Source organism: Microbacterium sp., assembly GCF_039812165.1.
GTDB lineage: Bacteria > Actinomycetota > Actinomycetes > Actinomycetales > Microbacteriaceae > Microbacterium.
The window spans coordinates 1-8999 of the sequence record NZ_JBDIAB010000122.1 but is presented as its reverse complement, the minus strand read 5'-3'; the positions used below and the strand labels follow the sequence as shown (position 1 = coordinate 8999).

8 protein-coding genes are annotated in these 8999 nt (G+C 73.7%); all 8 read left to right on the top strand.

The features are described from left to right. On the top strand, positions 1-924 hold a 924-nt coding region (locus WML84_RS10145), incomplete at its 5' end, for a transglutaminase family protein (protein ID WP_347346025.1). A 55-nt stretch (positions 925-979) separates the two neighbouring features. After that, positions 980-2644 (top strand): arginine--tRNA ligase, encoded by a 1665-nt coding sequence (argS, locus tag WML84_RS10140; protein WP_347346024.1) that lies wholly within the window; start codon positions 980-982, stop codon positions 2642-2644. A gap of 1 nt (position 2645) precedes the next feature. Beyond that, positions 2646-3491: a DUF2993 domain-containing protein gene (locus tag WML84_RS10135; RefSeq protein ID WP_347346023.1), complete on the top strand. Its 846-nt coding sequence runs from the start codon at positions 2646-2648 to the stop codon at positions 3489-3491. Positions 3492-3558: 67 nt separating this feature from the next. Further along, complete coding sequence (gene lysA, locus WML84_RS10130) at positions 3559-4962, top strand: diaminopimelate decarboxylase (protein ID WP_347346022.1); 1404 nt, start codon at positions 3559-3561, stop codon at positions 4960-4962. Further along, on the top strand, positions 4959-6302 hold the full coding sequence (locus tag WML84_RS10125; protein WP_347346021.1) for a homoserine dehydrogenase: 1344 nt from the start codon (positions 4959-4961) through the stop codon (positions 6300-6302). Before lysA ends, WML84_RS10125 begins: the two co-directional genes overlap by 4 nt. 1 nt (position 6303) lies before the next feature. Further along, positions 6304-7392 carry a threonine synthase gene (gene thrC, locus WML84_RS10120; RefSeq protein ID WP_347346020.1) on the top strand — a complete coding sequence of 363 codons (1089 nt, stop codon included), beginning with the start codon at positions 6304-6306 and terminating at the stop codon, positions 7390-7392. Further along, on the top strand, positions 7389-8324 hold the full coding sequence (gene thrB / locus WML84_RS10115; protein ID WP_347346019.1) for a homoserine kinase: 936 nt from the start codon (positions 7389-7391) through the stop codon (positions 8322-8324). Before thrC ends, thrB begins: the two co-directional genes overlap by 4 nt. A gap of 162 nt (positions 8325-8486) precedes the next feature. Continuing rightward, positions 8487-8999 (top strand): hypothetical protein (locus WML84_RS10110; RefSeq protein ID WP_347346018.1); only part of this gene is annotated, 513 nt, incomplete at its 3' end.

Sequence of the window (8999 nt, the reverse complement as noted above, 5' to 3'; positions counted from 1 at the left end):
GTGCTGCGCTCCGTCACCGCCGACCTCGACCTGGAACTGGGGTCGTCGGTCGACCTCATCTTCCAGATCACGGCGGCCCAGCACGTCCCGCTCGTGCACGAGGAGCTCACGTTCACGCAGGGCGGGCGCGTCTACACGCCGACCGAGATCGTCGACCAGTCCGGCACCCGCCTGCACCGGTTCACCGGCGAGGCGGGGCTGCTCGAGGTCCGCTACGAGGCCGTCGTCGGGCCGCGGATCCCGGCGCGCTCCACGAGCGACCTCGAGGCGATCACCTACCTGCGGCCGAGCCGCTACTGCCAGTCCGACGAGGTGTTCGCGCAGGCGCGGCGCCAGTTCGGCGGGCTCCAGGGCGCCGAGCTCATCAAGGCCGTCGACGAGTTCGTCGCCACGAGCACGACCTACACGCCGGGGCTCAGCCAGGGCACCGACTCGGCCGTCACGACCCTCATGACCGGCCAGGGGGTGTGCCGCGACTACGCGCACGTCGTGATCGCGCTGCTGCGCGCCATGGACGTGCCCGCCCGCTACGCCGCGTGCTACGCGCCGGGCCTGCAGCCGATGGACTTCCACGCCGTCGCCGAGGCGTACCTCGACGGCGCGTGGCACGTCATCGACGCCACGCGGCTGTCGGACCGCCGGTCGCTCGTGCGCATCGCGACGGGCCGGGATGCCGCTGACTGCGCCTTCCTCAGCTACCACGGCGGCTACGTGGGCCTCTCGGCGATGCGCGTCGACGCCGTCGCCGTCTCCGACCCGGCCGGAGCAGGCGTGGCGGCCGATGCCGCGGGCGGGGCAGGCGCGACGGCCGCCGGCGACGCCGGACCCGCGACCGCGGATGCCGCGACGGCCTCCGCCGCCGAGCCGGACGCCACGGCATCCGCCCCCGCCGACGACTACACGCAGCTCGTCCAGCTGTCCTGATCCGCCGCCCCCGCCGCGGGGCGTCCCCGGCGGCGAAACGTAGACTGGTTCGGCTATGACTCCTGACGCCCTCTCCGAAGTCCTCCTCGCCGTCGTGACCCCGCTCGCCGAGGCGCGCCGCCCCGGCGCGGGCGCCGGGCTCACGGCCGCCGACTTCGCCCTCGAGCGTCCGCGCAACCGCGACCACGGCGACTGGGCGTCGAACGCGGCGCTCAAGCTCAGCAAGGCCGTCGGCGCGAACCCCCGCGAGTTCGCCGCCGAGATCGCGGCGGCGCTCGCCGAGACGCCGGGCGTGGCATCCGTCGACGTCGCCGGCCCCGGGTTCATCAACATCCGTCTGGATGCCGCGTCCGCCGGCGCGCTCGCGAAGACGATCGTCGAGGCGGGCGCGGCGTTCGGCACCAACGACAGCCGCGCCGACGAGGTGATCAACCTCGAGTTCGTGAGCGCCAACCCGACGGGGCCGATCCACCTCGGCGGCACGCGGTGGGCGGCGGTCGGCGACGCGCTCGCCCGCATCCTCGCGAGCCAGGGCGCGCACGTGACGCGCGAGTACTACTTCAACGACCACGGCGCGCAGATCGACCGCTTCGCGCGCAGCCTCGTCGCCGCGCACGAGGGCCTCCCCACGCCCGAGGACGGCTACGGCGGCGGCTACATCGCCGACATCGCTCGCCGCGTCGCGCTCGCCTACCGGGGCGACCTCGACGCCCTCGACGCCGATGCGAAGCAGGAGGCGTTCCGCGAGCTCGGCGTCGGGTTCATGTTCGACGAGATCAAGCAGAGCCTGCACGAGTTCGGCGTCGACTTCGACGTCTACTTCCACGAGAACGACCTGCACGACTCCGGCGCGGTCGAGCGCGCGGTCGCGCGGCTGCGCGAGCTCGGCCACATCGTCGAGCGCGACGGCGCGACGTGGCTGGACACGACCGCGTTCGGCGACGACAAGGACCGCGTCGTCATCAAGTCCGACGGGCAGCCCGCCTACATCTCCGGCGACCTCGCCTACTACCTCGACAAGCGCGAGCGCGGCTTCAACCGCTGCATCATCATGCTCGGCGCCGACCACCACGGGTACGTCAAGCGCCTCATGGCGATGTGCGCGGCGTTCGGCGACGAGCCGAACGTGAACCTGCAGATCCTCATCGGCCAGATGGTCAACCTCGTCAAGGACGGCCAGCCGGTGCGCATGTCCAAGCGCGCCGGCACCGTCGTGACGCTCGAGGATCTCGTCGAGATCGTCGGGACGGATGCCGCGCGCTACGCGCTCACGCGCAGCTCGACCGACTCGAACCTCGACGTCGACCTCGACGTGCTGCAGCGGCGCACGAACGACAACCCGGTGTTCTACGTCCAGTACGCGCACGCGCGCACGCACAACGTGGCCCGCAACGCCGTGGCGGCGGGCGTCGACCGCAGCGCGTTCGCCCCCGAGCTGCTCGACCACGAGACCGAGTCGGCGCTCCTCGGCGCCCTGCAGGAGTTCCCGCGCGTCGTGGCGTTCGCCGCGGAGGTGCGCGAGCCCCACCGCGTCGCCCGCTACCTGGAGGAGCTCGCGGGGCTCTACCACCGCTGGTACGACGCATGCCGCGTCACGCCGCTCGGCGACGACCCGGTCACCGACCTGCACCGCACGCGCCTGTGGCTCAACGACGCGACCGGCCAGGTGCTGCGCAACGGCCTGCGCCTCCTCGGCGTGAGCGCCCCGGAACGGATGTGACATGAGCGGCGACACGCGGCCGACGCAGCCGCTGCCCGACCCCGCGGCCCAGTGGATCGCCGCGAACCCGGCCTCGCGCGCCCGGCGCGGGCGCCGAGGGCTCCGCTGGCTCGTCGCGCTGCTCGTCGTCGGCGTGCTCGCCGTGTGCGCGTGGCTCCTCGGCGAGCAGCTCGCGCGCGGCATCGTGACGGGCATCGTGCGCGACCAGGTCGTGCAGCACCTCGCGCTCCCGGCCGACCAGGTCGTCGACGTCGAGATCCCCGGCCAGGTGCTCCCGCAGCTCATCGTGGGCCGGCTCGACGAGCTGACCATCTCGTCCGACGACGTGACGCTCGGCGAGATCACCGGCGACGTCGTCGTGCACGCGACGGGCGTGCCCACGCGCGGCACCGCCGACGTGACGTCGGCCACCGCCGAGCTCACCCTGACCGAGAAGCAGCTGCGGGCGCTCCTGAAGACGATCGACGGGATGCCGTCGGACACCGTCTCGCTCACCCCGCCGAACCTGTCGGTGGTCTTCGACCTGAGCCTGTTCGGCTTCTCCGTGCCGGTGGGGGTCTCCCTGACGCCGAGCGCGCAGGAGGGCGACCTGGTCCTGACGCCGTGGACGGTGAGCATCGGCGGCGCAGAGGTGCCGGCGACCGCGGTCGTGCAGCAGCTCGGCCCGGTGGCCGCCGCGGTGCTGCGCGACTGGCGCGTGTGCGTCGCGGCGTACCTGCCGGCGGGGGTGACGCTGACCGACGTCTCCGTCGCGCAGGGCGTCGTGCGCGCCGCGGTCGCGATCGACGGCGGGATCGTCAGCGACCCCGCGCTGCAGGAGAAGGGCACCTGCCGCGCGGTGTCCTAGACTTTGAAGACTGCCCGGGCCCCGAAAGCGCCGCAGGCCCCGACTTTCCGCCGATTGGTTACCACCCGTGTCCTCCGCTCGTCCGCTCGTGCCCGACTGGCTCGTGGTGCCGGGTGACGCGAACGCCCTCGACGCCGCGGTGTGGCCGCCGTCGGCGGCACGCGACGCGCACGGCGTCGTCTCGATCGGCGGCGTGCCGGCGACCGCGCTGCGCGAGCGGTTCGGCACCCCGCTGTACGTCCTCGACGAGCAGGCCGTGCGCGCCCGCGCGCGCCGTGTCCTCGCGGCCTTCCGCGCCGCCGCCGCCGAGCACGGCGTGCAGGCGCGCGTGTACTACGCGGGCAAGGCGTTCCTGTCGACCGAGATCGTCCGCTGGGTGACCGCCGAGGGGCTCGCGGTCGACGTCGCCACCGGGGGAGAGCTCGCCGTGGTGCTCGCCGCGGGCGCGGATCCCGCCCGCATCGGCGTGCACGGCAACAACAAGTCCGTCGCCGAGCTCGAGCAGGCCGTCGACGCCGGCGTCGGCTCGATCGTCCTCGACAGCACCATCGAGCTGGAACGGCTCGCCGTCGTCGCCGAGCGCCGCGACGTCGTGCAGGACGTGCTCGTGCGGGTCAACAGCGGCGTGCACGCCGAGACGCACGACTTCCTCGCGACGGCGCACGAGGACCAGAAGTTCGGCTTCGCGCTGACGGATGCCGCGGCCGTGGTCGCCCGCATCCGCGAGCTCCCGTCGCTGCGGTTCGTGGGCCTGCACTGCCACATCGGCTCGCAGATCTTCGGCACCGCCGGCTTCGAGGAGTCCGCGGCGCGCGTCGTGGAGCTGCACGCCGAGCTCCTCGCCGGCGGCGACGTGCCGGTGCTGAACCTCGGCGGCGGCTTCGGCATCGCCTACACGTCCGTCGACGACCCGACGCCCATCGAGGAGCTCGCCGCGGGCATCGCCGGCGCCGTCGCGCGCGAGTGCGAGGTGCGCGGCATCCCCGTGCCGAACCTCGCCTTCGAGCCCGGACGCACGATCGTCGGCCAGGCCGGCGTGACCCTCTACGAGGTCGGCACGGTCAAGCCGGTCCGCGTGTCGGACGAGCTCGAGCGCGTCTACGTGAGCGTCGACGGCGGCATGAGCGACAACGCGCGACCCGCCCTGTACGGTGCGGACTACTCGGTGCGCCTCGCCTCGCGCGCCTCGCACGCCGAGCCCGCGCTCGTGCGCGTCGTCGGACGCCACTGCGAGTCGGGCGACGTCGTCGTCGACGCCGACTACCTGCCCGGCGACGTCGCCCCCGGCGACCTCGTCGCCGTCCCCGCCACCGGCGCGTACTGCTTCTCGCTGTCGAACAACTACAACTACGTCCCGCGGCCGCCCGTCGTGGCCGTCGCGGACGGCGCCGCGCGCGTGATCGTGCGCGGTGAGACCATCCCCGATCTGCTGGCGCGCGACGCCGGCATCCCGACCGAGGACAACGCATGATCGACTACCGCCGCCTCCGCGTGGCACTGCTGGGCGCCGGATCCGTCGGGTCGCAGGTCGCCGCGCTCCTGCTCAAGCACGGCGACGAGCTGGCCGACCGCGCCGGCGCCGCGCTCGACCTCGTCGGCATCGCCGTGCGCGACGTCGACGCCCCGCGCGACACCGACCTGCCGCGCGAGCTCCTGACGACCGACGCCGACGCGCTCATCGTCGGCGCCGACATCGTCATCGAGCTGATGGGCGGCATCGAGCCGGCGCGCACCCGCATCCTGCAGGCGCTCAACTCCGGTGCCGACGTCGTCACCGGCAACAAGGCGCTGCTGGCCTCGCACGGGTCCGAGCTGTTCGACGCGGCCGACCAGGTCGGGGCGTCCGTCTACTACGAGGCCGCCGCCGCCGGCGCGATCCCGATCATCCGGCCGCTGCGCGACTCGCTCGCCGGCGACCGCGTGCAGCGGATCATGGGCATCGTCAACGGGACGACCAACTACATCCTCGACCGCATGGATCGCGAGGGCTCCGGCTTCGCCGAGGTCCTCGCCGACGCGCAGGCGCTCGGCTACGCCGAGGCCGATCCGACGAGCGACGTCGAGGGCTACGACGCGGCGCAGAAGGCCGCGATCCTCGCGAGCCTCGCGTTCCACACCGCGGTGCCGCTCGAGGCCGTGCACCGCGAGGGCATCACGGCGATCGACAAGACCACGATGGATGCCGCACGCCACGCCGGCTACGTCATCAAGCTGCTCGCGGTGTGCGAGCGGCTCACCGGCGAGACCGACGTCTCGCCCACCGGCGAGGCGATCTCGGTGCGCGTCTACCCGGCGCTCGTGCCGCGCGAGCACCCGCTCGCGAGCGTGCACGGCGCGAACAACGCGGTGTTCGTGCAGGCCGAGGCCGCGGGCGACCTCATGTTCTACGGCGCCGGCGCCGGCGGCGTGCAGACCGCGTCGGCCGTGCTCGGCGACGTCGTCTCGGCGGCGCGCCGCCACATCGCCGGCGGCGTCGGGGTGGGGGAGTCCACGCGGGCGAACCTGCCCGCGGCGCCCATCGGGCACGTCACGACCCGCTACCAGATCTCGCTCGACGTGGACGACCGTCCCGGCGTGCTGGCGACCGTCGCCGGCATCCTGAGCGAGGGACGCGTGTCGATCGCGACCGTCGAGCAGACGATCCTGCCGGCCGACCCGGCGGGAGCGGATGCCGACACGGCGGGCCGCGCACGGATCATCATCGGAACGCACACCGCTCGGGAGCAGGATCTGAGCGACACGGTTGACCGGCTCGGAGCGAGCGGCGTCGTACGACGCGTCGTCTCGGTCCTGCGGGTGGAAGGAGACTGACATGGCACATGTATGGCGCGGAGTGATGCGCGAGTTCGCCGACCGGCTCGGCGTGACCGACGCCTCGACGGTCGTGACCCTGGGCGAGGGCGGCACGCCGCTGATCCCGGCGCGGTCGATCTCGCAGCTGACCGGCGCGGACGTCTGGGTCAAGTTCGAGGGCATGAACCCCACCGGCTCGTTCAAGGACCGCGGCATGACGGTCGCGCTCTCGCGCGCGGTCGAGCACGGCGCGAAGGCGGTCATCTGCGCCTCCACGGGCAACACCTCCGCGTCGGCGGCCGCATACGCGGCGCACGCGGGAATCACCGCCGCTGTGCTCGTGCCCGAGGGCAAGATCGCGATGGGCAAGCTCAGCCAGGCCGTCGCCCACGACGGGCGCCTCATCCAGGTGCGCGGCAACTTCGACGACTGCCTCGAGATCGCGCGCGAGCTGGCCGAGAACTACCCGGTGCACCTGGTCAACTCGGTCAACCCCGACCGCATCGAGGGCCAGAAGACCGCCGCGTACGAGATCGTCAGCCAGCTCGGCGACGCCCCCGACTTCCACTTCATCCCGGTCGGCAACGCCGGCAACTACACCGCGTACTCGCGCGGCTACGGCGAGGAGGCCGCCCGCGGCGCCGCCACGCGCGTGCCCCGCATGTTCGGCTTCCAGGCCGAGGGGTCGGCACCCATCGTCCGCGGCGAGGTCGTGAAGGAGCCCGAGACGGTCGCCACCGCGATCCGCATCGGCAACCCCGCCTCGTGGGACCTCGCGCTGCAGGCGCGGGATGCCACGAACGGCTGGTTCGGCGCGATCGACGACACCCGCATCCTCGCGGCCCAGAAGCTCCTCGCCGCCACCGTGGGCGTGTTCGTCGAGCCCGCCTCGGCGATCAGCGTCGCGGGCCTGCTCGAGCGCGCCGAGGCGGGCGTCGTGCCGGCCGGGTCGCGCGTCGTGCTGACGGTCACCGGCCACGGCCTCAAGGACCCCCAGTGGGCGCTGCGCAACGCCGACGGCTCGACCGTCGAGCCCACCGTCGTCGACGCGTCGACGAGCGAGGTGGCCTCGCTCCTCGACCTCGCGCCCGTCCAGGCGAGCGAGTGACGCACGACGGGGGGCGCACCGTCGCGGTGCGCGTGCCCGCGACGAGCGCCAACCTGGGGCCGGGATTCGACACGCTCGGGCTCGCGCTGAGCGTGTACGACGAGCTCACCGTCACGACCCTGCCCGACCGCCGCGTGGAGATCTCCGTCGTGGGCGAGGGCGCGGACGCCGTGCCGAAGGACGCCTCGCACCTCGTCGTGCGCGCGATGGCGTACGCGTACGAGGCGTGCAGCCGCAAGATGCCGGGCGTGCACCTCGCGGCCCGCAACGTCATCCCGCACGGGCGCGGCCTCGGCTCCTCCGGCGCCGCCGTGGTGGCCGGCCTCCTCGCCGCGAAGGGCCTGCTCGCCGGCGACGTCGAGCTCGGGCCCGAGGCGCTGCTGCGCCTGGCCACCGAGCTGGAGGGTCACCCCGACAACGTCGCGCCGGCGCTGTTCGGCGGCCTGACGATCGCGTGGATGGATGAGGACGGCCCGCGTCACAAGAAGCTGCTCGTGCACCGCGGCGTCTCGCCGCTCGTGTTCGTGCCCGAGTTCACGATGTCGACGAGCGCCGCGCGCGAGCTCGCGCCGCTGCAGGTCACGCGCGAGGACGCGGTGTTCAACGTGTCACGCTCCGCGCTCCTCATCGCCGCGCTGACCCAGAGCCCCGAGCTGCTGCTCGCCGCCACCGAGGACAAGCTGCACCAGTCGTATCGGGCGCAGGCGATGCCCGAGACGGACCGGCTCGTCCGCGCGCTCCGCGCGCGCGGCTACGCGGCGGTCGTCTCCGGTGCGGGGCCGAGCGTGCTCGTGCTCGCCGACGGACCGGGACGTCGCCTGGGAGCCGCCGAGGTCGCGGCATCCGTCGCCGACACTCCGTGGGAAGCCCTCATGCTGGCCGTCGATTTCAAGGGTGCTACAGTGAGGGAGTATACGGAGGGTTCCACGTGATCAACGTGAATCTGGCCTCCGTCGCAATTCTGCGAACCACCGCATAGCCCCTCGCTCAGCGTCTTTCGTCCTATCCGGACGCGACCAGCGCGCGGGAGCACGGCGTCCCCTCGTGGACCGCGCCGCGGTGCTGTCACATCCATCTGTTGCAAGGGAGAACTCGTGGAGTCCATCTCCGACACCCAGACCGTCGACGCCTCTGACATCGAGAGCGAAGAGGGCCACCCCCAGACCCAGACCGACGTCGTCGTCGAGGCCGCCGCCCCGGCCGACGAGACGCCCGCCGAGGAGCCCGTCGAGGACGCGCCCGTCGAGGAGGCCCCGGTCGACGAGGCCGCCGCCGAGGAGGCGCCCGCCGAGGCTGCCGAGCAGGTCGAGGCCGCCGCGTCCGTCGAGGCGCCCGCCGAACAGCCGACGCCCGCCGAGGCTCCGGCCCAGGAGGCCCCGGTCGAGGAGGCCGCGGCCCAGGAGCCCGCCGCTCCGGCCGCCGACGCCGCCCCCGCCGAGACGTCCGCGCCCGCGGAGGAGGCCCCGGTCGTCACCGCGCCGCGCAAGCGCGCGCCGCGCCGCGCGAAGAGCAGCGGCGCCGCCGCCGCGGCCGCCGAGACGCCGGCCGAGGCGCCCGCCGCCGCCGAGGCGCCCGCCGCCGACGCGCCCGCGGAGGCCGCCGAGGGC